The sequence below is a fragment of the Allorhizobium sp. Av2 genome (assembly GCF_021462805.2).
In the GTDB taxonomy this organism is placed as follows: domain Bacteria; phylum Pseudomonadota; class Alphaproteobacteria; order Rhizobiales; family Rhizobiaceae; genus Allorhizobium; species Allorhizobium vitis_G.
This window is the reverse complement of record NZ_CP192696.1, coordinates 923,271-945,982: the sequence shown is the minus strand read 5'-3', so window position 1 is coordinate 945,982 and position 22,712 is coordinate 923,271. Positions and strand designations below refer to the sequence as shown.

At 58.9% G+C, this 22,712-nt stretch carries 24 protein-coding genes; 15 read left to right on the top strand and 9 right to left on the bottom strand.

From position 1 onward, the window contains the following. Positions 1 to 8 precede the first annotated feature (8 nt). On the top strand, positions 9 to 1,049 hold the full coding sequence (gene pdxA, locus FS819_RS04510; RefSeq protein WP_156550813.1) for a 4-hydroxythreonine-4-phosphate dehydrogenase PdxA: 1,041 nt from the start codon (positions 9 to 11) through the stop codon (positions 1,047 to 1,049). Beyond that, positions 1,049 to 1,888 (top strand): 16S rRNA (adenine(1518)-N(6)/adenine(1519)-N(6))-dimethyltransferase RsmA, encoded by an 840-nt coding sequence (gene rsmA / locus FS819_RS04505; protein WP_156550814.1) that lies wholly within the window; start codon positions 1,049 to 1,051, stop codon positions 1,886 to 1,888. The genes pdxA and rsmA overlap by 1 nt, the downstream gene beginning before the upstream one ends. Before the next feature lie 41 nt (positions 1,889 to 1,929). Here the strand turns inward: rsmA and FS819_RS04500 are convergent, their stop codons facing one another. From FS819_RS04500 to fabD, 8 genes are all read right to left on the bottom strand, one after another. Next, positions 1,930 to 2,610: a class I SAM-dependent methyltransferase gene (locus FS819_RS04500; protein ID WP_234624911.1), complete on the bottom strand. Its 681-nt coding sequence runs from the start codon at positions 2,608 to 2,610 to the stop codon at positions 1,930 to 1,932. 69 nt (positions 2,611 to 2,679) lie between these two features. Further along, positions 2,680 to 3,342, bottom strand: coding sequence for a guanylate kinase (gmk, locus tag FS819_RS04495; RefSeq protein WP_156534253.1), 663 nt, complete (start codon positions 3,340 to 3,342; stop codon positions 2,680 to 2,682). A gap of 3 nt (positions 3,343 to 3,345) precedes the next feature. Then, complete coding sequence (locus FS819_RS04490; protein ID WP_156550816.1) at positions 3,346 to 4,236, bottom strand: YicC/YloC family endoribonuclease; 891 nt, start codon at positions 4,234 to 4,236, stop codon at positions 3,346 to 3,348. A 55-nt stretch (positions 4,237 to 4,291) separates the two neighbouring features. Beyond that, a complete protein-coding gene (mltG, locus tag FS819_RS04485; RefSeq protein ID WP_409050111.1) occupies positions 4,292 to 5,533 on the bottom strand; it encodes an endolytic transglycosylase MltG in 1,242 nt (413 codons plus the stop codon). Between the two features lie 335 nt (positions 5,534 to 5,868). Continuing rightward, the gene (fabF, locus tag FS819_RS04480; RefSeq protein ID WP_070167384.1) at positions 5,869 to 7,131 is read right to left on the bottom strand and encodes a beta-ketoacyl-ACP synthase II; all 1,263 of its coding nucleotides are present in this window, start codon (positions 7,129 to 7,131) and stop codon (positions 5,869 to 5,871) included. Positions 7,132 to 7,377: 246 nt separating this feature from the next. After that, the gene (locus tag FS819_RS04475) at positions 7,378 to 7,614 is read right to left on the bottom strand and encodes an acyl carrier protein (protein WP_015915517.1); all 237 of its coding nucleotides are present in this window, start codon (positions 7,612 to 7,614) and stop codon (positions 7,378 to 7,380) included. Positions 7,615 to 7,909: 295 nt separating this feature from the next. Beyond that, complete coding sequence (fabG, locus tag FS819_RS04470; RefSeq protein ID WP_015915516.1) at positions 7,910 to 8,647, bottom strand: 3-oxoacyl-[acyl-carrier-protein] reductase; 738 nt, start codon at positions 8,645 to 8,647, stop codon at positions 7,910 to 7,912. Positions 8,648 to 8,778: 131 nt separating this feature from the next. Beyond that, a complete protein-coding gene (gene fabD, locus FS819_RS04465) occupies positions 8,779 to 9,723 on the bottom strand; it encodes an ACP S-malonyltransferase (RefSeq protein WP_156550817.1) in 945 nt (314 codons plus the stop codon). 207 nt (positions 9,724 to 9,930) lie between these two features. On the opposite strand from fabD, the gene FS819_RS04460 reads away from it, so the two are divergent. From FS819_RS04460 to FS819_RS04405, 12 genes are all read left to right on the top strand, one after another. Beyond that, positions 9,931 to 10,974 (top strand): aldo/keto reductase, encoded by a 1,044-nt coding sequence (locus FS819_RS04460; protein WP_156550818.1) that lies wholly within the window; start codon positions 9,931 to 9,933, stop codon positions 10,972 to 10,974. 161 nt (positions 10,975 to 11,135) lie between these two features. Continuing rightward, positions 11,136 to 12,041 (top strand): RTX toxin, encoded by a 906-nt coding sequence (locus FS819_RS04455; RefSeq protein ID WP_156550819.1) that lies wholly within the window; start codon positions 11,136 to 11,138, stop codon positions 12,039 to 12,041. Between the two features lie 169 nt (positions 12,042 to 12,210). Continuing rightward, entirely contained in the window at positions 12,211 to 13,254 is a 1,044-nt protein-coding gene (locus FS819_RS04450; protein ID WP_234624912.1) for a M4 family metallopeptidase, read from the top strand. Between the two features lie 54 nt (positions 13,255 to 13,308). Beyond that, positions 13,309 to 13,593, top strand: coding sequence for a protealysin inhibitor emfourin (locus tag FS819_RS04445; protein WP_156550821.1), 285 nt, complete (start codon positions 13,309 to 13,311; stop codon positions 13,591 to 13,593). Positions 13,594 to 13,898: 305 nt separating this feature from the next. Continuing rightward, on the top strand, positions 13,899 to 14,360 hold the full coding sequence (rpsF, locus tag FS819_RS04440; protein ID WP_015915511.1) for a 30S ribosomal protein S6: 462 nt from the start codon (positions 13,899 to 13,901) through the stop codon (positions 14,358 to 14,360). Between the two features lie 12 nt (positions 14,361 to 14,372). Beyond that, positions 14,373 to 14,621 carry a 30S ribosomal protein S18 gene (gene rpsR / locus FS819_RS04435; protein ID WP_015915510.1) on the top strand — a complete coding sequence of 83 codons (249 nt, stop codon included), beginning with the start codon at positions 14,373 to 14,375 and terminating at the stop codon, positions 14,619 to 14,621. Between the two features lie 164 nt (positions 14,622 to 14,785). Further along, positions 14,786 to 15,787 (top strand): DUF2232 domain-containing protein, encoded by a 1,002-nt coding sequence (locus FS819_RS04430; RefSeq protein WP_234624913.1) that lies wholly within the window; start codon positions 14,786 to 14,788, stop codon positions 15,785 to 15,787. A gap of 45 nt (positions 15,788 to 15,832) precedes the next feature. Further along, positions 15,833 to 16,408 carry a 50S ribosomal protein L9 gene (rplI, locus tag FS819_RS04425; protein WP_060715864.1) on the top strand — a complete coding sequence of 192 codons (576 nt, stop codon included), beginning with the start codon at positions 15,833 to 15,835 and terminating at the stop codon, positions 16,406 to 16,408. Between the two features lie 253 nt (positions 16,409 to 16,661). Further along, on the top strand, positions 16,662 to 18,158 hold the full coding sequence (locus FS819_RS04420) for a replicative DNA helicase (protein ID WP_060715865.1): 1,497 nt from the start codon (positions 16,662 to 16,664) through the stop codon (positions 18,156 to 18,158). Between the two features lie 146 nt (positions 18,159 to 18,304). Further along, a complete protein-coding gene (locus FS819_RS04415) occupies positions 18,305 to 19,087 on the top strand; it encodes a transporter substrate-binding domain-containing protein (RefSeq protein WP_156550823.1) in 783 nt (260 codons plus the stop codon). A gap of 123 nt (positions 19,088 to 19,210) precedes the next feature. Continuing rightward, a complete protein-coding gene (locus FS819_RS04410) occupies positions 19,211 to 19,882 on the top strand; it encodes an amino acid ABC transporter permease (RefSeq protein ID WP_156550824.1) in 672 nt (223 codons plus the stop codon). Then, positions 19,879 to 20,538 carry an amino acid ABC transporter permease gene (locus tag FS819_RS04405; RefSeq protein ID WP_156550825.1) on the top strand — a complete coding sequence of 220 codons (660 nt, stop codon included), beginning with the start codon at positions 19,879 to 19,881 and terminating at the stop codon, positions 20,536 to 20,538. Before FS819_RS04410 ends, FS819_RS04405 begins: the two co-directional genes overlap by 4 nt. 9 nt (positions 20,539 to 20,547) lie before the next feature. Here FS819_RS04405 and FS819_RS04400 read toward each other — a convergent pair whose 3' ends face one another. Further along, positions 20,548 to 21,396 (bottom strand): AraC family transcriptional regulator, encoded by an 849-nt coding sequence (locus FS819_RS04400; protein ID WP_409050110.1) that lies wholly within the window; start codon positions 21,394 to 21,396, stop codon positions 20,548 to 20,550. Positions 21,397 to 21,491: 95 nt separating this feature from the next. On the opposite strand from FS819_RS04400, the gene alr reads away from it, so the two are divergent. Next, positions 21,492 to 22,655, top strand: coding sequence for an alanine racemase (gene alr, locus FS819_RS04395; RefSeq protein ID WP_156550827.1), 1,164 nt, complete (start codon positions 21,492 to 21,494; stop codon positions 22,653 to 22,655). Positions 22,656 to 22,712 lie beyond the last annotated feature (57 nt).

Sequence of the window (22,712 nt, the reverse complement as noted above, 5' to 3'; positions counted from 1 at the left end):
GCATCATCATGTCGGATACCAGCCAGCGTCTTCCCCTCGCCTTGACCCAAGGCGATCCAGCGGGGATCGGCCCGGATATCGCCTTGGTGGCATGGACAAAGCGCAAGGCGCTTGACCTGCCGCCATTCCTGTTTCTGGGCGATCCAGCCGTGCTGAAAAGCCGTGCCAGACAGCTGGGGCTGGATATTGCCTTTAAGGAAACCGGGGCAGAGGATGCGGCAGAGGTTTTCGAAACCGCGTTTCCAGTTCTGCCGATCCCTGTTGGTATCGATGTCGTGGCTGGCGAGCCGCATGTTGCAACCGCGCGCTCGACGATAGCAGCCATTGAAATGGCGGTCGATCTTTGCCTGAAAGGCCAGGCTGGCGCTGTCGTGACCAATCCCGTCGCCAAATCCGTGCTCTATGAAGGCGGTTTTGGGTTTCCCGGTCATACCGAGTTTTTGGCCGCTCTTGCCGAAAAGGCCACAGGCCACCCAGTCATGCCTGTCATGATGCTGGCCGGAGCGCAATTGCGGGCAATTCCAGTCACAATCCACATGCCGCTAAGCGCGGTGGCGCCAGCGCTGAGCGAAGAGTTGATCATTCGCACCTGCCGGATCACCCATGCCGACCTGCGCGACAAATTTGGTATTGCCGAGCCTCGGCTCGCCGTTGCGGGGCTCAATCCGCATGCTGGCGAAGGCGGCGCGATGGGCCGCGAAGACGACGAGATCATAGCACCGGCTCTCAAGATCCTGCGCGCAGAAGGAATCGACGCCTTCGGGCCGCTGCCTGCCGACACCATGTTTCATGAGGAAGCGCGCAGCCGCTACGACGTCGCGATCTGCATGTATCACGATCAGGCGCTGATACCGGTCAAGACCCTGGATTTCGACGGTTCGGTCAATGTCACGCTCGGCCTGCCCTTCGTGCGGACATCGCCCGACCATGGCACTGCTTTCGGCCTCGCTGGCCAAGGCATTGCCCGCGAAAACAGCCTGGTCGCAGCGCTACGCCTGGCGGTCGATATCAGCCGCAAGGCTGCCCTCACCCACGCATTGGCCGTCTGATGGCCGCTCTGGACGGATTGCCGCCGCTGCGCGACGTTATCCAGCGCCACGGGCTGGATGCGAAGAAAGCGCTCGGCCAGAATTTTCTTCTGGATCTGAACATCACCCAGAAGGTTGCCCGCACCGCCGGTGACCTGACGAATGCGACGGTGTTCGAGGTCGGTCCAGGCCCAGGCGGCCTGACGCGGGCCTTGCTGGCGCTGGGTGCCAAAAAGGTCATTGCCGTAGAGCGTGACAGCCGCTGCCTGCCGGCGCTGGCCGAGATTTCCGACCATTATCCAGGCCGTCTTGAGGTGATTGAGGGCGATGCGCTGAAGACCGATTTTGAGGCAATGGCCCTGGAAGGGGCCCCGGAAGGTCCGGTAAAAATAGTTGCCAATCTGCCCTATAATGTCGGCACGCAATTGCTGATCAATTGGCTAATGCCGCGCCAATGGCCACCGTTCTGGGACTCGTTGACGCTGATGTTTCAGAAGGAAGTCGGTGAGCGGATTGTGGCCCAGGCCGATGACGACCATTATGGCCGCCTCGGCGTGCTCTGCGGTTGGCGAACTGAGGCCCATATGGCGTTCGACCTGTCACCGCAGGCCTTTACACCACCGCCGAAAGTGACATCCACAGTGGTGCATCTGACGCCGCGCTCTGCCCCTATCCCTTGCGAGATCGCCAAGCTGGAAAAACTGACCCAGGCCGCCTTTGGTCAGCGGCGCAAGATGCTGCGTGCCAGCCTGAAGCCCTTGGGTGGTGAAGCGCTTCTAAACCGCGCCGAGATCGATCCATCGCGCCGGGCAGAAACCCTGTCGGTCGAGGAGTTCTGCCGGATTGCCAATCTCCTGTAGGTGCCAGCCCGCCCCCTGCCCAATCAAATGTGCCCGCCCGATCACGCCTTCGGCAAGCGCAGGGTAAACAGAGCAACCCGGCCATGACGACGGACGTCCACATCCTGAAAATGCGCACGGAGCGTCTCTGCAAGGCCATCCTGCGTGTCGTGGCGATTGCCGAAAACACCCTTGGCGTTGTAGACCGCCATCAGTCGTCGGCCATAGTGGTTATGACCGGCGCTATCCCCGAGGATCGTCGCCCCGTAAATCACTCCGCCAGGTTCCAAATAGGGCGACAGATGGGCGATAGCCGCTGACTTTTCCACCATGCTGCCTGGCAGGCAGTGATAGAGATAAAACAGCGAAATCGAAGAAAAACGACAGTCTGACGGCAGTGGATGCGGTCGCATCACGTCACCGACATAGGTGTTGCAGGGGCGGACCAAAGACAGGGCCAAGCGCGCTTCCGCCGCCTTCAGGCTGTTCGGGTTGAGGTCGAGCAGACTGACCTTCTGATGCGGGCCGATCCCCGCCTCCGCAAGGTAATAGCCCGTGCCAACGCCGACATCGAGGTGATTGTTGCTGAGATGCGCCTTGAAGAACGGGAGCAGCACCGCACGGGTCGGGCATGTCCAAGCGAAGCGGTTGGAAAAACCGAGCACGACGAGATCATAAAGCTTCAGGGTCAGCGGCGAATAGATCGCCGCACCCGAACTGCTATCGAGACCATTCTCCACCATTGGCATCTCTCTCCTCATGCCACCAGGAACAGGCTATTTGGGTTCGGACTCCCCAGTCCTGGCCCTTTGTTAAAGCTTTGGCTCTTCTGTAATCAGGTTATTGACGAAATCGAACAGGCCCGGGCGGCGGTCGCGACGCAGACGCTCGGCCTTGACGATTGACTGTACAGCATCAAAGGCCGAATTCAGGTCGTCGTTGACGATGACATAGTCATATTCACGCCAATGCTCGATCTCGGAGCGGGAATTGGCGAGCCGGGTCTGGATCACCTCTTCAGAATCCTCGGCGCGGCGGTGCAGGCGAGATTGCAGCTCGGTCATGGTCGGCGGCAGGATGAAGACCGAGACGACATCGGCGGCCATTTTCTCCTGCAATTGCTGGGCACCCTGCCAGTCGATGTCGAACAGCATGTCACGCCCCTCCGACATCGCCACCTCGACCGGCTCGCGCGGTGTACCGTAGAAATTGCCATGCACTTCCGCCGACTCCAGCAGAGCATCCGAGGCCTTGAGTCGTTCGAATTCGCGCTGCGAAATGAAATGGTAATGCACGCCCTCGATTTCACTTGGACGGCGCTGGCGCGTGGTGACGCTGACCGACATGCCGATCTGCTTGTCGATATCCATCAGCGTGCGCGAAATGGTCGATTTACCCGCCCCCGAGGGTGAGGAAATCACCAGCATCAGGCCGCGCCTGGGAATGGTGGCGTTTTTGGACGCTGCGATGGACATGTTTCACTCCAGATTTTGGACCTGCTCGCGGAACTGGTCGATGACGACCTTCAATTCGATCCCAGCCGCTGTAACCGCGGCGGAATTGGACTTAGAGCAGATGGTATTCGATTCGCGATTAAATTCCTGCGCCAGAAAATCGAGCTTGCGCCCGACCGGTCCGCCAGCGCGCAGCAGGGTCCGGGCCGCAGCCACATGCGCCTTCAGCCGGTCGATCTCCTCGCGCAGATCGGCCTTGGTGGCCATCAAGGCCGCCTCGGCATAGAGCCTGTCCTTGTCCAGAACAGGTGCGGAGGCCAGCAATGCGCTAATCTGCGTGGCGAGCCGTCGAGCGATCTCGTCCGGGCTGCGGGATGGATCAGCCTCGATGACCAAGGCCAGTCGCTCAATTTCATCGATATGCGCGAGCAGGACCGCCTGCAAGGCAAGGCCCTCGTGCGACCGCATCTCAGCAAGTGCGGCGACGGCAGTTTCCAGTTCGCCCAGCAGCATTCGCCGCCGTGCGGCCAGTTGGGTGCCGTCCTCCTGCGCCTCGCGCAGATCGACAAGGCCACGGATGGACAGAAGCGTATCGAGCGACAATGGTTCGGCAGAGACGATGCCCGGACCCAATTGAGTGCGCAGCTCTAGCACAGCATCGAGGGCATCGCGGTTGACCACCGCTTCCATTCGGTTGTCGCTGGCAGTCAGGCTCAGGCCAACCTGCACATTGCCGCGAGACAGCTGCAAGGCGACCGCTGCCTTGACCTCAGTTTCCATGTCTTCCAGGCCCGGCGGCAGGCGAAGCCGCACATCCAGCCCCTTGCCATTGACCGACCGCAGCTCCCAGGCAAAACGATAGCGGCCGATCTGACCTTCATTGCGGGCGAACCCGGTCATCGATTGCAATGTCATCGTGTGTCTTCCATCGCCGCCCTGTTTGACCGATCATCCGGCAAGCCGCGTCATGTTATTTTTTCTTCGCCGGTTTCGGAGCCTGGTCAGGGTCCGCCTCGGGCTGGCCATCGACGGCCTGGCCAGGATCTGCACCCCGGTCCGCCTCCAGCTTGCGCCAGCGCCTGACATTGGCATTATGCTCATCGAGGGTCGATGCAAAGACGTGACCGCCGGTGCCATCCGCGACGAAATACAGATCGGAGGTGCGCCAGGGATTGGCAACCGCCTCCAGCGCCGCGCGGCCAGGATTGGCAATCGGTCCCGGCGGCAGGCCCTTGATCACATAGGTATTATACGGCGTCTGCTTCTGCAGGTCCGACTGGTAGATCGGCCGGTCGGCAGGCTTACCGTCACCGCCGAACAACCCATAGACGATGGTCGGATCCGATTGCAGCCGCATGCCCTTCTGCAGCCGGTTGAGGAACACCGAGGCCACATGGGCGCGCTCATCATCCTTGCCGGTTTCCTTCTCGACAATGGAGGCCAGAACCACGAATTGCTCCTTGGTCTTCAAGGACAGGTCGGGGGAACGATTGGCCCAGATCTGATCGACAAGACGTTTCTGTCCGTCGAGCATCTGATCGACGACTTCCTGCCGCTTGGTGCCCCGGGTGAATTTATAGGTATCCGGCCGCAGGCTTCCCTCCGGCGGCAGCGCCTTGGGTAGATCGCCTTCCAGCGTCTCGTCCTTGGCCAGCCTGTCGAACATCTGCTTGACCGTCAGCCCCTCCGGCAGCGTCACCGAATAGAGAATGGATTTGCCCGACCGTAGCAGTTCGAGAATATCCTTCATCGAGGCGCCGGCCTTGATCTCGTATTCGCCAGCCTTCAACGTATCGCCGTCATGCAGATAGGTCGATGTCATGTAACGGAAAATCCGCGCATCGGAAATCATGCCATTGCGCTCAAGGCTGGTGGCGATTTCGGACACGCCCGCGCCGTTGCGAACCAGAAAATTGGCATTGGTGGAGAGCGGACCCGGGTCCTGAAACGCCGAGACCACGTAATAGAAGGCAGCAACGGCGGCAATGCAGGCAAAGACCAGCAAGGTCATCACGAAATTCAGGAACACCACCACCTGGCTTCGGGCGCGCCGGGAACGACGCGGGGGTTGTGGCACCCGTTCCGGCCTCAGGGCTTCCGAGGGCGATTTGGGAATGAAAGGCCCTTTCGCCTGGTTTTGATTTTGGGGCTGCTGTTCACCACCATTGCTGGAACGGTTGGCTTCCTGGTCGACGCGATCGCTCACCGGCACTCCTCTTCTGTTCGGTCATGGTGCTTTTGGGCAAGCATTACGGCAAAAGCGGGTTCCGGACACGTGTCTTCCGGCGTTGTTGCGACGGCAGGGGTTGAAAACAGACCTTCAAGCCCATCCCCTGCCCTTACCAAGGGACAGGATCGGCCCGGCAGAGTGTCATACTCTACCCCTGCCCTTCAGAAAAGGCAGGGGATCTATTTTTCCGACTGGTCGGGATTGAAAGCATGACCAAAGCCTTGATCACAGGAGCGCAAGCAGTATCGGGCTATTGCTCCCGGAGGCTGCCGTTAGTCTTCTCGGGAAAACCGGTCTCCGCTTTTCCTAAGGCAAGTCTAGCCTTCGAAGCGGCGCAGCACCAGCGATGCATTGGTGCCGCCGAACCCGAAGGAATTCGACAGGGCCACCCGCACATCGCGTTTGCGGGCCTTATGCGGCACCAGGTCGATGGCACTGTCCACATCCGGCGTATCGAGGTTCAGCGTCGGCGGAACGATACCATCCCGAATGGCAAGCGCCGAGAAGATGGCTTCGACCGCACCGGCTGCCCCCAGAAGATGCCCGATCGCCGATTTGGTCGATGACATCGAAATCTTCGAGGCGGAAGCGCCGACCAGCCGCTCGACAGCGCCAAGCTCAATGGTATCGGCCATGGTCGATGTACCATGGGCGTTGATATAATCGATATCGGCAGCCGTCATCCCAGCCCGCTTCAGCGCCATGGTCATGCAGCGGAATGCACCGTCGCCATCTTCCGCAGGTGCGGTGATGTGGAAGGCGTCGCCGGACAGGCCGTAGCCTACCACTTCCGCATAGATCTTGGCGCCGCGCGCCTTGGCATGTTCCAACTCCTCAAGCACCACGATGCCAGCGCCCTCGCCCATCACGAAACCATCGCGGTCTCTGTCATAGGGGCGCGAGGCCTTCTGCGGATCGTCGTTATGTTGGGTGGACAAGGCCTTGCAGGCCGCAAAACCAGCCAGCGAAATCCGGCTGATCGGCGATTCGGCACCACCGGCCACCATCACGTCGGCATCGCCGAAGGCAATGAAGCGGCTGGCGTCACCGATCGCATGGGCGCCCGTCGAACAGGCGGTGACCACGGAGTGGTTTGGACCGCGCAGCTTGTGGCGGATCGAAACATGACCGGCGGCCAGATTGATCAGACGGCCAGGAATGAAGAAGGGGGAAATGCGGCGCGGACCCTTGTCGCGCAGCGTATAGCCAGCTTCGACAATGCCTTCGATGCCGCCGATGCCCGAGCCGATCAACACGCCGGTGGCGATCTGATCCTCATCGGTCTGGGGTTTCCAGTCGGCATCGGCCAGTGCCATTTCAGCAGCGGCCATCGCATAGACGATAAACGGATCGACCTTGCGCTGTTCCTTCGGCTCCATCCAGTCATCGGCATTGAATGTGCCGTCTGTACCGTCGCCAAAGGGAAGGCGGCAAGCGATCTTGGCCGGAAGATCCTCGACCTCGAATTCGGTTACCTTGCGGGCAGCGTTCTGGCCGGCAAGAAGCCGCGTCCAGGTGACATCCGTACCGCAGCCAAGAGGAGATACCATGCCGGTACCGGTGATAACGACACGTCTCATTCGCCCGTTCACCCCACTCAAACAATCAAATGCTAACGCATGCCTCCCTCAATCCGCCTCGATTGAAGGTGAAAACATGCAACGGATTAGAGATTTCCAGCCCGATTGCCCGTCATCCAGGATGAGGTACGACTGTGAAACCTGAAAACAACGTCAAAACAAACAGGACCGCAGGTGCATGTGTTTTGCTTGCAGGTCCTTTGAAGGGGGCGGACAGGAGCCCGCCCCTCTCAGGAAGATCAAGGATCAAGCCTGAGCCTTTTCGATGAACTTGACAGCATCGCCAACCGTGAGGATGGAGTCAGCTGCATCGTCGGGGATCTCGACGCCGAATTCTTCTTCGAACGCCATGACCAGTTCGACCGTGTCGAGCGAGTCTGCACCGAGATCGTCGATGAAGCTTGCTCCTTCAACGACCTTGTCGGCTTCAACGCCCAGATGGTCAATAACAATTTTCTTTACGCGTTCTGCGATATCGCTCATGTCGGTTTCCTCGACCTCTAATATAAAAGGGAATGCCGTGATGACGTTCCCACCCTGTTTTGCGCCCGCGGGTCCGAAGACGTCGCCGGCATTTGCGTTGAACCCGCTCTGCACACGTTCGTTCCGTGCTCACGGTCAGGCGCAAGACCTTCCATTTCGTGGCCATTTTCTGGCCATTTCCGGGACGACTGCTCACAGTCCCCGCCCGATTAACATGGTTTAAGTCTGCCGGAAAGCCCGAAAATCGATGCCCTCTGGTTGTTCCCAGACCAATTAAGCGGGTTTTGGCTTGTCTTCAGATCATTGCCATGCCGCCATTCACATGCAGTGTCTGGCCGGTGACATAGCTTGCTTCCGAAGAGGCCAGGTAGAGAACGGCAGACGCGATTTCGGCTCCCGTTCCCATGCGTTTCATGGGGATTGCCCCCATGATGGTGTCTTTCTGCTTATCGTTCAGCTTGCCGGTCATGGCGCTTTCGATAAAGCCAGGCGCAATACAGTTGACCGTGACGTTGCGCGCGGCAATTTCCTGGGCCAGCGACTTGGAAAAGCCGATCATGCCAGCCTTGGAAGCACAGTAATTGGCCTGCCCTGGATTGCCGGTCACGCCGACAATCGAGGTGATGTTGATGATCCGGCCATAGCGGCGGCGCATCATCGGATGGGTCAGTTCCCGCGTCAGGCGGAATGTTGAGGTCAGGTTGACCTCCAGCACGCTGTCCCAATCGGCATCCGACATGCGCACGAACAGGCCGTCCTTGGTGATACCGGCATTGTTGACGAGAATATCGACGCCTTCCAGTTCGGCTTCGGCCTTTTCGCCCAGCGCCTTCACTTCATCGCGGTCGGCGAGATTGGCAGGGAAAATCTTCACACGCTCGCCGAGATCGGCGGCCAGCGCCTCCAGCTTTTCGACGCGGGTGCCATGCAGACCGACGATTGCGCCTTGCGCATGCAGCATGCGGGCGATTTCCTCGCCGATGCCGCCGGTTGCGCCGGTTACCAGGGCCTTGCGGCCGGTCAAATCGAACATGTTCAATCCTCGTTGCTTGAAACCCGGTTCCGCCCTGCGAAACGCCAGTCTCATGTTAGAAACTTCTGCATTGTGCATTCATAAGCGACCGGCATAAGCTACCAGCCCCGGCAGGCCGCAAACCGGATGGCTTAAGACATCAACGCGGTCAGGGCCGCTTCGATATCAGCTGGCGAACCGACCGCCGTGCCGGTGATATTCTTGTCGATGCGCCGCACCAGGCCGCTCAGCACCTTGCCAGCGCCAATCTCATAGAGAACCGAGACGGCATTGTGGCTGAACCACTCCACCGTTTCACGCCAGCGCACCTGCCCCGTCACCTGCTCCACCAACAGGCGGCGGATCTCGTTCGGGTCGCTTACAGGAACGGCGACGACATTGGCGATCAACGGCACAACAGGTGCTTTCATCTCGACAGTCGCCAGGGCCTGCGCCATCGCATCGGCTGCCGGTCCCATCAATGTCGAGTGGAACGGCGCCGAGACCGGCAACATGATGGCGCGCTTGGCGCCTTTTTCAGTCGCGAGTGCCGCTGCCTTTTCCACGGCAGCCTTCGCGCCGGAAATCACCAGCTGGCCGCCGCCATTGTCATTGGCGATCTGCACCGGGCCGTCGCTGCTGGCCGCCTTGCAGACCTTTTCGACATCGCCATGCTCCAGACCGATAATTGCCGCCATGGCGCCAGCCCCAACCGGAACTGCGGCCTGCATGGCATTGCCACGAATGCGCAACAGGCGAGCGGTATCGGCAAGGCTGAACGTGCCAGCGGCACAGAGCGCCGAATATTCACCAAGCGAGTGGCCCGCGACATAGGACACTTTGCCCGCCAGCGAAAAACCACGCGCTTCCATGACCCGCAGCACCGCGATAGACACCGCCATCAGCGCCGGCTGGGCATTGGCCGTCAAGGTCAAATCCTCGGCGGACCCGTTCCACATCACGTCCGACAGTTTCTGGCCGAGTGCATCGTCCACTTCGTCAAAAACCGTGCGGGCTTCCGGAAAAGCCTCAGCCAGATCCTTGCCCATTCCGACGACCTGGCTGCCCTGGCCCGGAAATGTAAATGCGACACCCATGCGGTACTCCCTGCTAATTTCCTTCTCCAATTCACAAACTATCCTGGAGAGTCAACCCTTCGAGGCCGTATCGACGCCTCAACCCCGGTGAAGTCACAGGCTTTGGAGGTGCATTGGCGGGTCTTGCGGATCGGAAAATTCCCTCTACATTCCGCCTCGATCCCTCCCTGCTCGCAAAGAGCTTTTTCAAAACCGAGACCATAGACCATGAAATATAACAGGCTTGGCCGCACGGATATTTCCGTCTCCTCAATCTGCCTCGGCACTATGACCTGGGGAAGCCAGAATACCAAGGAAGACGCCTTCGCACAAATGGACTATGCCCTTGATAAGGGCGTGAATTTCTTCGATACCGCAGAGCTTTATCCCACCACGCCACTCTCTGCCGAAACCTATACGGATACCGAAAAACTGATCGGCCTATGGTTTGAAAAGACCGGAAAACGCAAGGACGTGGTGCTCGCCACCAAGGTTGCAGGCGCCGGCCGACCCTATATCCGCGGTGGTGCACCGATCAATGCCGACACGATCCGCGAGGCGGTCGATGCCAGCCTGTTGCGGCTGAAAACCGATTATATCGACCTCTATCAAATTCATTGGCCCAATCGGGGTCATTATCATTTCCGTGGGGTCTGGGGCTATGATCCATCCAACCAGAACCGCGCCCAGGTGCTGGCCGAAATCACCGAAAAGCTCGAGGCGCTCCAGGATTGCGTCACCGCTGGAAAGATCCGCGCCATCGGCCTGTCGAACGAAACCACCTGGGGGACGCAGAAATTTCTGGATATCGCCGAGCAGAAAGGCCTGCCGCGCGTTGCCAGCGTGCAGAACGAATATAACCTGCTTTACCGTCCGCACGATCTCGACATGGCGGAACTGTCCCACCACGAACAGGTCGGGCTTCTCTCCTATTCACCGCTGGCTGGCGGCATCCTGAGCGGCAAATATCTTGGTGGCACCAAGCCCGCCGGATCACGCGGCTCTATCAACGGCGATATCGGTGGCCGTCTGACACCCCATCAGGAACCCGCCACCCGCGCCTATCTGGAACTGGCCAAACAGCACGGCCTCGACCCATCGCAAATGGCGCTGGCCTTCTGCCTGACCCGTCCGTTCATGGCCTCAGTTATTATTGGCGCGACCAGCATGGAGCAGCTGGAAACCAATATCGGTGCTGCTGACGTCACCCTGTCCGACGAAGTGGTGAAGGGCATTGCCGCGATTTACCGGCAATATCCCATGCCGATCTGACAGTTTTTGGCGAGCCAAGAATAACCATAGGGGCGGGAGATATCCCGCCTTTTTTTTGTTAACCCTTTGCTCACCGCATTTGCAGGCAAAAGTAGCTTTACCTATCTTTATATATAAGTGTGCTCTTATCTTGTGGCTCGTAGCGGGCACGGAGAGCGCACATGAGCAGCATCAACAGTTTCTATCGCGACCCAAATGCCGTGGCCTATGCAAGCCAGCTGTTTTCCGGCAGCAGTCCGGCCAAACCCACAACAACGACAAACACCGGCCATAGCCAATCTGATCGTGGCACAGTCTCCGACAGCGCCGGGCAACGGGCATTGGCCCGGATCATTGAAATTCTCAGCCTTGGCGATGGCAGCAGCGCCGACCAGGCCGATGTCAGCGAAAGCCTTGGCTATATTACCAGCGTTACCGGCACGGAAGGCAATGACAGCCTGACCTTTACCGGCCGAGGCGTCTATCAGGTCGAGACCGGCAATGGCGACGACAGTCTGGTGGCCAAAAGCGCTGCCATGGCAGGAGTTGCACTTGGCGACGGCAAGGACAGCCTGAAAGCCAGTGCCGCCCTGCTCTCGGAGATCGACGGCGGAGCCGGTGATGACGATATCCAGTTGACGGGATCGCTGATCATGGCGGTAACGGGCGGCGATGGTGACGACAGTATCAAAGCCTCCGGTGACACGCTTGCCAATATCGATGGCGGTGCTGGCGACGATACAATGTATCTCGAAGGCAGCCGCATCTTCGCCTCTGGCGGCACCGGCAATGATACAGTGACCATCCACCAAACACCCGGCAGCAATAGCGTCGCCGAATATGCCTTTGCCGCTGGCGATGGTCAGGACACCATGACCACGGATGGGCCACTCTCTCTTCAGCTGGGCGGATTTCAGCAGAGCGATATCACTGTCACCGCCGGTGCCAATAGCTTGACCCTCACCTTTGCAGGGTCGTCCGACAAGATGACCGTGACCTTTGACGGCGCGGCGGCTAAAGGCTCCACCCCGAGCTTTGCCTTTGCCAATCACGATGGCCGCCTGACCCTTCAGATCCAATCAGCCTGATCGCTTTCCAAATAACGCATGACCTTCCTTGCTTAGCCACCGTTGGCTTGCCAGCAACTTTGTCTGGCAGAGCATGGAACCTGCTGGCATCCTGATCGTTTTCCCGAATAAATTTTAACGACACTTTATACTCCCCTCGGTGGAAATCTGATCAATCATGGAGGTTGCCATGTGCCGCTATTGCCAAATCATTCCCGAAAAAGTGCTGATCGCCCTATCCCATGACCAGGATTTTCCTGCTGCCGTCCGCGAGCGATTGCAGGAAACGATGCGTCACGACCATCAAGTACGCCAGTTTCGAGACAGCGCCCGCCAGCTGACCATCGCCAAGCGGCCTTTTCGGGCGTTTTCCGTGACGGTAGCCCAGGCGCCGGATATCCCGGTCTATACCTGCAATAACGGCATGACCCTTCCCGGCGTACAGATCGTCAATCCCGGTTCATCAAAGGATGCCCAGGTGAAGACCACATTCGACACCACGACCGGGGTCGAGGAATTCTATAGCAGCGTCTTCAAGCGTAACTCCATCGACGGCAATGGCATGACCATCCTGTCGTCGGTCCATTACGGCAGGGATTACAACAACGCCTTCTGGAACGGCTCGCAAATGGCCTATGGCGATGGCGACGGGGAAATTTTCACCCCGTTTTGCGAGAGCGCCGATGTGGTCGGCCATGAGCTAACCCATGGCATCACCCAATATACCCTCGGCCTCGACTATGAAAATCAGCCGGGCGGGCTGAATGAAAGTCTCTCGGATGTGTTCGGCAGCATGTTCAAGCAATGGACGAAAGGCCAGAGTGCCGATGAGGCCGACTGGTTGATCGGCAATGACATTCTCGGCCCGACGGCCCGGCAGAAATATACTTGCCTGCGCGACATGGCCAATCCTGAAGCAACCCATTGCATGGCCGAGCAGATCAGCCATTTCAGCGATTACCGCGATGGCATGGACCCACACGAGAGCAGCGGCATCGCCAACCGCGCCTTTTATCTGGCAGCCACCCGCATTGGCGGCAAAAGCTGGGACAAGACCGGACAGATATGGTATGATGCACTCACAAAGAATGGCAGCAACCCGGACATGACCATGGCGGAATTTGCCGAGGCGACCCGGGCCGGAGCTGCCAGGCTTTATCCGGGAGATGGATCGCTCGCTGAAACGCTCAACACCGCCTGGAGCGATGTGGGTTTGCAAAGTGCTTCGGTCTGATGCGTTTGCCACGATCACGGCGGCATCGATCAGGGCCGTATAGGTCAACACCGTATGGATGAACTTATTCTCGAAAAAATGGGCGGCTTTGGCGGCTTTGGCGGCGCGAGATCGGCGTTGCGCAGCGATGGAGTCTGCGCCGTCGAAAAACTGAGCGCTGCGGAAAAACAGCTGATCGAAGAGTTTTTCCGGGAGTCTGTGCCTCAAACAACCGCCGTGGCGGATGGATTTCGCTATCGAATCGTCTGGCCGTCACGTTTCGGCGACCAATCCGTGGAAGTGCCTGAAAGCCTGGTGCCGGATGAAATCAAGGCTGCCGTCAAGGATCGGCTGCGTTAAGGTCTCCCGCATAAGAATGCCTCGGCTTACAACCGATAGGTTTCCCCAGCTTTTTGCTTGCTTTCCGGCTGAAACCAGCTATAAGCCCGCTGTTCGCAACACCCGGTCTTTTGGCTGGTGGCTGAACGGAGGGCCGGCAGACTTGTTTTGCCGTCAGAAACGAAAAGCGTTTCGGCCTCCCGTGTCTCCGCTCTCGACCGTCTCGTACAACGCTTTTCTTGCCCCGGGCCTTGCCCGATCAGGAGCAGTCGTTGAGGCTTAGCGCCGATCCGGGTGATGATCACAGCAAGAAAGGCAAAGCTATCATGGCTCTTTATGAACATGTATTCCTTGCCCGGCAGGATATGTCCGCACAGCAGGTTGATGCCCTCGTAGAACAGTACAAGGGTGTTATCGAAGCAAATGGCGGCAAAGTCGGGCGCGTAGAAAACTGGGGCCTGAAGTCCCTGACCTACCGCATCAACAAGAACCGCAAGGCTCACTACGCTCTCATGGACATCGATGCTCCGGCTGCTGCCGTGCACGAAGTCGAGCGTCAGATGCGCATCAACGAAGACGTTCTTCGTTACATGACCATCGCCGTTGAAGCCCACGAAGAAGGCCCGTCTGCCATGATGCAGAAGCGCGACCGCGACGACCGTCCGCGCCGCGATGGCGACCGTCCGGATCGTGGCGACCGCGGTGATCGTGGTGATCGTGGCCCCCGTGAAGGTGGTCGTGAAAGCTTTGGTGATCGTCCGCGCCGTCCGCGCGAAGATCGCGCATAAGGAGATTTGACTATGGCTGAAGTTTCCTCTTCCACGGTTCGTCGTCCGTTCCATCGCCGTCGCAAGACCTGCCCGTTCTCCGGCGCCAACGCTCCGAAGATCGACTACAAGGACGTGCGTCTGCTGCAGCGCTACATTTCCGAGCGCGGCAAGATTGTTCCCTCGCGGATCACGGCTGTTTCGCAGAAGAAGCAGCGCGAGCTGGCCAAGGCCATCAAGCGCGCCCGCTTCCTTGGCCTGCTGCCTTACGTCGTTGCGTAATTTGGGCGTTGTCGCTTAACCTAAGCTGACGTGACTTTGCGGCTCCCGTTTTCGGGGGCCGTCTCCCTTCCGCGATGGGCGTGGATCGGAATGGATAAATCCCATGTTGAGGTGCAGGCCGCTTGCCGGTATCGCCCTCTAACTGCCAGGCGCAGGACAGCGACGTGAAACAATTGGACGGAAAATTGCTGCTGACCGGCTTTCTCGCCGGCGTGACCGCCATCTTTCTGGTGCTGGCGGCCAATGCACAACCGTCTTTTTCGTCTGTTTTCTATGCGGCATCTGCCCTGCCCGTGATGATTGTCGGCCTGCGCTGGGGCAATGTCCCTGCCATCGTTGCCATCGTCACCGCAGCCTTTGCTGGCGCGCTGGCGGTTTCGCCGCTGTTTGCCTGCGCCATGGCGGTTTTTACCTTGCTGCCCGCCGGCTGGATCAGCCATCTTGCCAATCTCGCTCGCCCCGCGTCTGAAATCGGCGGCCCGGACAAGCTGCTCGCCTGGTATCCCTTGTCGGATATCCTCATGCATCTCTGCGGATTGGTCTGTATCGGCGTGATCTTTCTTGGCGTGATGATCGGTTATGATGCTGAACTGGTTGGCAACATGATCGATGCGCTGATGCAGTCGCTGACCGATCGCGATCCAACCGTTGCCGCCACCATGGGCAGCACCGCCGGAATCAAATCCACCATGCTGCTGACCCTGCCGATCGTGCAGGGTGGCATGTGGGTCATCATGCTGTTTGCCGCCTATTACCTGGCAAGCCGGATCGTGGCAGCATCGGGCAATGCCTTGCGTCCGCGCGAGGATATTCCCTCGGCGCTGCGCATGAACCGCAATGCGCCGTTCATCTTCCTGGCTGGCATTGTCGCCTGCTTTATTGGCGGCGTTCCGGCCCTGATCGGCGCAACTGTCTGCGGCACGTTTGGGGCAGGCTTCCTGCTCGGCGGCTTCGCATCGCTGCATCAACGCACCCGTGGCAAGGAATGGCGCATCCCGGCGCTGATCCTGACCTATATGGTGTCTCTTCTCGCCTTTCCGGCCTTCTTCATCGTCATTCTCGGCCTTATCGACACACGGCGGACCGTTGCTCTCACTCCACCGAGGGTAGACGGCAAGTCCGGTACGGACAGCAAGTCCGATGACGATAACAAACCCGAAACATGAGCTTACAAACTTGAATTGCCCAACTTGAATTGAAAGGAAAATAGCATGCAAGTCATTCTTCTCGAGCGCATCGCCAAGCTTGGCCAGATGGGCGAAGTGGTCAAGGTTCGCGACGGCTTTGCCCGTAACTACCTGCTGCCAACCGGCAAGGCGCTGCGCGCCAACGCCGCCAACAAGGCCCGTTTCGACGCCGAGCGCGCCACCCTCGAAGCCCGCAACCTGGAGCGCAAGTCCGAAGCCCAGACCGTTGCTGACGTTCTGAACGGCAAGTCGTTCATCGTCGTCCGTTCGGCTGGCGAAACCGGCCAGCTCTACGGTTCGGTTGCGGCTCGCGACATCATCGAAGCTCTGGCAGCCGAAGGCTTTACCGTTTCGCGCAACCAGGTCGAGCTGAACAACCCGATCAAGACCATCGGCCTGCACAACGTCACCATGCACCTGCATGCCGAAGTTGAAATCAGCATCGAAATCAACGTTGCCCGTTCCGCTGAAGAAGCTGAGCGTCAGGCCAAGGGCGAAAGCCTCACCTCCGCCGACGCCATCTACGGCGTGGACGAAGACGCGCTACGTCCGGAAGACTTTTTCGATCCGGATGCCGACCGCGATGGCGACGACGAATAAGATATTCGTCATTATCGACTGAAGAGACGCCCGGATTTTCCGGGCGTTTTTTTGTGCGGATCGGGTTAAAATAGGCGCCTGAAGAACTGAGTCGTGCCATACCACAGTCAATGGAAAAAGCGGGTTCAGCTTGTTTTTTTCTGCCCTGGCGCATCAGGCCTGTGAACTACTGTGTTTATCGCAATGCGCCCTTTAACCGCCCCGCAGGATCGATAGGAATGCAGCTTCCAGCGAGAGAGAACGGATAAAGCCCATGAACGATGTTGCGCGCAGGTTAAATCCTGCCCAGCCGGCAGAGCCCCATTACCGGGAAGCCCCGAACAATATCGAGGCCGAACAGGCTTTGCTCGGCGCCATTCTGGTCAATAACGATGCCTATTATCGTGTCTCGGATTTCCTCAAGCCCCCACATTTTCACGAGGGCCTGCACCGGAAGATCTACGAGGTCGCCTCCGACATCATCCGCATGGGCAAGACCGCCAATCCGGTGACGATCAAGACCTTCCTGCCCTCCGACCAGAAGATCGGCGATTTCACCATTGCCCAATATCTGGCGCGACTGGCGTCGGAAGCCGTGTCGATCATCAATGCCGAGGATTATGGCCGGGCGATCTACGACTTGGCCCTGCGCCGCGCGCTGATCACCATCGGCGAAGACATGGTGAATATCGCCTTCGACGCACCGCTCGACATGCCGCCGCAGGCGCAGATCGAAGATACCGAGCGACGTCTGTTCGATCTCGCTGAAAACGGTCGCTATGACGGTGGCTTCCAGTCTTTCAACGATGCGGTGGCCCAGGCCGTCGATATGGCAGGTGCCGCTTTCGAGCGTGACGGTCATTTGTCCGGTATTTCCACCGGCATTCATTCGCTTGACAGCAAGATGGGCGGTTTGCAGCGCTCCGACTTGATCGTGCTGGCCGGACGTCCCGGCATGGGTAAGACCTCGCTTGCCACCAATATCGCCTGGAACATCGCTGCATCCTACGAGCCGGAAGTGCAGCCAGACGGTTCGTTCAAAGCCAAAAACGGCGGCGTGGTTGGCTTCTATTCGCTCGAAATGTCGTCCGAGCAGCTCGCTACCCGTATCATGTCCGAGCAGACCGAAGTATCCTCTTCGAAAATCCGCCGTGGCGATATTACCGAGCAGGATTTCGAAAAGCTGGTCGGCTTTTCCCAGACCATGCAGAAAGTGCCGCTATTCATCGACCAGACCGGTGGTATTTCCATCGCCCAGCTTTCCGCCCGTGCCCGCCGCCTGAAGCGCCAGCGTGGCCTCGATTGTTTGGTTGTGGACTATATTCAGCTGATGACCGGCTCGGGCAAGTCAGGGGAAAACCGCGTCCAGGAAATCACCCAGATCACCACCGGCCTCAAAGCGCTCGGCAAGGAGCTGAACGTGCCAATCGTCGCGCTGTCGCAGCTGTCGCGTCAGGTGGAAAGCCGTGACGACAAGCGTCCTCAGCTCTCCGACCTTCGCGAATCAGGCTCGATCGAGCAGGACGCCGACGTGGTGATGTTCGTGTTCCGTGAGGAATATTATGTGCAGAACCTCGAACCCCGCGACCAGGGCGACCCCAAATATCCCGAATGGGAAGCCCAGATGGAAAAAGTACGCGGCACGGCGGACGTGATCATCGCCAAGCAGCGTCACGGACCGACCGGCACCGTCAAACTGGCCTTCCAGGCGCAGTTCACCCGCTTTGCCGATCTGGCCGATCCGAGTTTCACGCCTTATGAGGAAACCTGACCATGCTTTGCGCGGTTCTTGCTTAAACTTTGCGCAAATGCACACCGTCAATCCAGACAAAACCAAGAGCCGCCTTTTCCAGGCGGCTTTTTGCATAGTGGCATAGCAATTGCTTTCTGAGGAGCAACATCAACCCGGAGCATCCTATGCATCGTCGTACCCTGCTTGCCCTTGGCCTTTCCCTTGCCACCTTTGCCGCCGTCCTGCCGGCCCATGCCGATGCGCTGGGCGACATTACCAAGCGGGGTACGCTGAAAGTGGCGGTGCCGCAGGACTTTCCGCCATTTGGCAGCGTCGGCCCTGACATGCAGCCCGTCGGATATGACATCGATACCGCAGCCCTGATTGCCAAAAAACTGGGCGTCAAGCTGGAACTGGTGCCCGTTACCAGCGCCAACCGCATTCCCTATTTGCAGACCAACAAGGTCGATCTGGTGATTTCAAGCCTCGGCAAAAATCCGGACCGCGAAAAGGTCGTGGATTTCTCCACCGCCTATGCGCCTTTCTACAATGGAGTGTTTGCACCCGCGGATACCGCCATCAAGTCCGCTGCCGATCTGTCGGGCAAGTCGGTCGGCGTTACCCGTGGCGCGGTCGAGGATCTGGAACTGACCAAGGTTGCGCCGTCCGACGCCACCATCAAGCGCTATGAGGACAATAACGGCACAATTTCCGCCTTCCTCTCCGGCCAGGTCGATGCGGTTGCCACCGGCAATGTCGTCGCGGCTGCTATCCTCGCCAAGAACCCGCCAAAGCGTCCGGAGCCAAAGTTCCTGATCAAGAATTCCCCCTGCTTCATCGGCTTCAACAAAAACGAACCGGCGCTGACGGAAAAGCTCAATGCGATTATCGCCGAGGCCAAGGCCGATGGCTCGCTGAGCAAGATTTCCGAAAAGTGGTTGGGCGCCCCGCTTCCCGCCGATCTCTGATCGTTGATCGGACGGTATAACCATTTTCTGCACAATCACCCGCAGCCCTGACGGCTGAGGTGATTGTGTAGGCCAGATACGGCAGCAAAGTAGAATACCCTCGCTTTGCCAGCAGGTTTCATCATGCATTACATTTTCGATTTCAGCTGGTTTGGCGAATACTATCCGATCATCCTCAAAGGGGTCGGGGTGACGGTCGAACTGACACTGGTCGGTGGCGTGGTCGGCATTGCCTTCGGCATCGCCTGCGCCTGGGCGCGGGCCTTAGGACCGAAATGGATCAAGCCACCAGTTGCCGCCTATGTGGAACTGATCCGCAATACGCCCTTCCTGATCCAGCTGTTCTTCATCTTTTTCGGCCTGCCCTCGACCGGGCTGAAGCTCTCCGAGATGGAAGCCGCCAATCTGGCGATGATCATCAATCTCGGTGCCTATAGCTGCGAAATCATCCGGGCCGGGATTGAGGCAACCCCGAAAGGTCAGTTCGAGGCCGGAAGCGCACTGGCGCTTCGACCACTGCAAACCTTCCGGCTGATCATTCTGGTCCCTGCCCTGCAACGTATCTGGCCGGCGCTATCGTCGCAGCTGGTCATCGTCATGCTCGGTTCCGCCGTCGTCTCGCAGATTGCCGCTGAAGACCTGACCTTTGCCGCCAATTTCATCCAGTCGCGCACCTTCCGGGCCTTTGAAGCCTACATGATCTCCACCGCTCTCTATCTGGTGCTGGCCATCGGCCTTCGGCAATTGCTGGCCCTGCTCGGACGGCAGATCTTTCCGAAAGGGGCGACGCGATGATTGAGTTCACCCTCTGGGATATCGCCCGCAATCTGTTGCTGGCTGCCCGCTGGACCCTGGTTCTGTCACTGGTGTCCTTCCTGTGCGGCGGGGCTTTGGGACTGGTGGTATTGATGCTGCGCATTGCCAAACAGCGCATGCCCCGAATCTTCGCGCGCGGCTTCATCGAGTTTTTCCAGGGCACGCCGCTCTTGATGCAGTTGTTCATCGCCTTTTTTGGTCTCGGCCTTTTCGGTATCGACGTTCCCGCGTGGCTCGCTGCTGGCGCGGCGCTGACCTGCTGGACCGCCGCTTTCCTGACCGAAATCTGGCGCGGCTGCGTCGAGGCCGTGCCAAAGGGCCAGTGGGAAGCGGGTACCAGCCTGGCCCTCACCTATCGCCAGCAGATGCGGCTGATCATCCTGCCGCAGGCCATGCGGATCGCCATTCCCCCTACGGCGGGTTTTTCGGTTCAGGTGGTCAAAGGCACGGCCCTGACCTCGATCATCGGTTTCGTTGAATTGTCAAAGGCCGGAACCATCGTCACCAATGCCACTTTTCAGCCCTTCACCGTCTATGGCTTGGTCGCGCTGTTCTATTTCGCCATCTGCTACCCGCTGTCGCGCTATTCCAAATATCTGGAACGCCGGTTTGGCGCGGCACCGGTCGGGCATTGATCCCTCAACCTATCCCCGGCGAAATTGCGCCGGGGTCATGCCCATCCGCGCCTTGAAATTGCGGGTAAAATGCGCCTGATCGGCAAAGCCGCAGGCAAAGGCAACGTCGGCAGGCGCAGCGTCCTTTGCCAGCATGGACTCCGCTTCTCGAATACGCCGAAGTGTCAGGTAGGCATGCGGCGTAATGTGATAGGTGGCGCGAAAGCTGCGGATCAAATGCGCGCGGCTACAGCCAACCAACCCCGCCAGATGCTCAAGGCCGATATCCTCAGCAAAATTCGCATGGAGATAGTCTCGTACCCTCGCCATCGCCGTGTCGGGGCGAGCAGTAGAGGACGCAGGCGCAACAACGCCATGGCGGGTGAAAAGAGCGGTGAGCATGTCCAGCATCCCCTCTTCGGCATCAAGCATTCCATCTGCCTGCTCTATTTGCCTGTGCATCCTGTTAAAGGCCTGCGCCAAGGCCGGATCTGTGACGATCTGCTGGCGAAAGGACGGCGTTCCCCACGACGGTCTCTTGCTCGTCTCTTGCAGAACGTCGCACACCATGGCGACCGACGGATAGATCATCCGATATCGATAGACCCCACCCGCAGGACTGCCATCGTGGATCTCCTCCGGATTGATCAGATAGAGATCGCCCGGTCCACAAATCTGCCGGCAGCCGCGAATAGTGGCAATTTTCTGTCCCGTCTCCATGGCGCCAATGCCGAAATGCTCATGGGCATGCGGGGAAAACCGATGGGTGACGAAGGTCGCGCTCATGCATTTCATACCGCCAAACCGGGCATCCCGCCAGAAGCGGGTCTGCTCCCGAATGGGCACTGACGCAAGGCTGGTGGAAACCGGTGAAAGCATGTTCATCGCCAGACAATAACACCAGCCCGGCATTCCAGTCTTGAAGAAAAGTGATAGGGTCCGGCTACCATTATTGTTCGCAAAAAGCTGTTTCCATGACCCTTACTGCCTTTTCCATCCCTCCTTCCGATGAATTCCTGACCGCACCGCTGCGTGTGACAATCGACCTCCAGGCGCTGGCCGACAATTGGCGCGAGATGGCGAAGCGATCCGGCAAGGCGCGGGCGGGTGCCGTGGTGAAGGCCGATGGCTACGGCATTGGTATCGAGGATGCAGGGCAGACGCTTTACAATGCCGGTGCGCGGGATTTTTTCGTGGCGCTGCCATCGGAAGGCGCGACCTTGCGCACCTATGCGCCGGACGCCCGGATCTTCGTACTGTCAGGGATCTGGGAAGGAATGGAACCGCTGTTTTTCGAGCATGATCTGGTGCCGGTGATTGCCAGTGAGGAACAGCTGGCGTTCTGGATGCGGGCCGTGGCCGAGCATGGCGACCATCCATGCGCCCTGCATGTCGATACCGGTTTCAACCGGCTGGGCCTCAGCATGGACGACGCAATGTTCCTGGCGACTGACGTTTCGCGCCCGGCCAGTTTTTCGCCAGTGCTGATTTTGAGCCATCTCGCCTGCGCAGACGATCCATCCTCGCCGATGAACCGGCTGCAATTGCAGGCTTTTCATCAGGTTAGCGCGGCTTTCGAGGGAATTGAATCAAGCCTTTCAGCCTCTGCTGGAACTTTACTCGGCCCCGATTACCATTTCGACCTCACCCGCCCCGGCATCGCGCTTTACGGCGGCGAAGCGGTCACGGGCCTGCCCAACCCAATGCGCCCAGTGGTCAAGGCCGAGGCCCGCATTCTCCAGATTCGACAAGCCAAGAGCGGAGAAACTGTCAGCTACGGCGCCACCTACCAGTTGACGAGAGAAAGCCGTCTGGCCATTGCCTCCGTCGGCTATGCCGATGGTTACCTGCGCAATCTCTCAGGCCACGGCACGGCATTGCGCGATACGGGGGCGCCGGGCGCCTATGGCTTTATCGCCGGATACAAGGTGCCGGTTGTTGGCCGCATCACAATGGACATGACGATCTTCGACGTCAGCGACGTGCCGGAAAAAGCGATTGCCGCTGGCGACTATATCGAGCTGTTCGGGCCAAACATGCCGATCGATGACGTGGCGCGGGCGGCGGGTACGATCGGCTATGAAATGCTGACCAGCCTCGGCCTGCGTTACGAGCGCCATTATCTGGAAGCCGAATAGGCCTTCCCCCCCTTGCATCGGCCCGGCATTTCTCTTAGGTGATAGCGCGTATTCACT